Raw genomic sequence first — 894 nt, forward strand, 5'->3', positions numbered from 1 at the left:
CTCACAGGAGGATCCGATGGATCTCGCATTCACGAAAGAAGAGCAGGCGTTTCGCGAGGAAGTGCGGCAGTTCTTGCGCGACAACGTGCCGCCGGATACGCGGCGCAAGCTGGTCGAGGGCCGCCACCTCTCGAAGGACGAGATGGTGACATGGTGGCGCATCCTCAACAAGAAGGGCTGGGGCGTCAGCCACTGGCCGAAGGAATATGGCGGCACGGGGTGGACAAGCGTGCAGCACTACATCTTCAACGAGGAGCTGCAGTCCTATCCGGCGCCGCAGCCGCTCGCCTTCGGCGTCAGCATGGTCGGCCCGGTCATCTACACCTTCGGCAACGAGGAGCAGAAGAAGAAGTACCTGCCGCGCATCGCCAATGTCGACGATTGGTGGTGCCAGGGATTTTCGGAGCCCGGCTCCGGCTCCGATCTCGCCTCGCTGAAGACGAAAGCCGAGCGCAAGGGCGACAAATGGATCATCAACGGCCAGAAGACCTGGACCACGCTGGCCCAGCACGCCGACATGATCTTCTGCCTCTGCCGCACCGATCCCGCCGCAAAGAAGCAGATGGGCATCTCCTTCATCGTGTTCTCGATGAAGTCGAAAGGCGTCACCGTGCGTCCGATCCAGACCATCGACGGCGGCGTCGAGGTCAACGAGGTTTTCTTCGACGACGTCGAAGTGCCCTACGAGAACCTGATCGGCGAGGAGAACAAGGGCTGGGACTACGCCAAATTCCTGCTCGGCAATGAGCGCACCGGCATTGCCCGCGTCGGCGTCTCCAAGGAGCGCATCCGCCGCATCAAGGATCTGGCGTCGAAGGTCGAGTCCGGCGGCAAGCCGATCATCCAGGATCCCGCCTTCCGCGAGAAGCTCGCGGCCTGCGAGATCGAGCTGAA

The 894-nt window shown here is 62.2% G+C and carries 1 protein-coding gene; it reads left to right on the top strand.

Annotated features, from left to right (window positions below; all coding sequences use genetic code 11):
• Positions 1-16: 16 nt before the first annotated feature.
• On the top strand, positions 17-894 hold an 878-nt coding region (pimC, locus tag IVB12_RS09635; protein WP_247298130.1), incomplete at its 3' end, for a pimeloyl-CoA dehydrogenase large subunit.

The sequence above is a fragment of the Bradyrhizobium sp. 179 genome (assembly GCF_023073535.1).
Classification (GTDB): domain Bacteria; phylum Pseudomonadota; class Alphaproteobacteria; order Rhizobiales; family Xanthobacteraceae; genus Bradyrhizobium.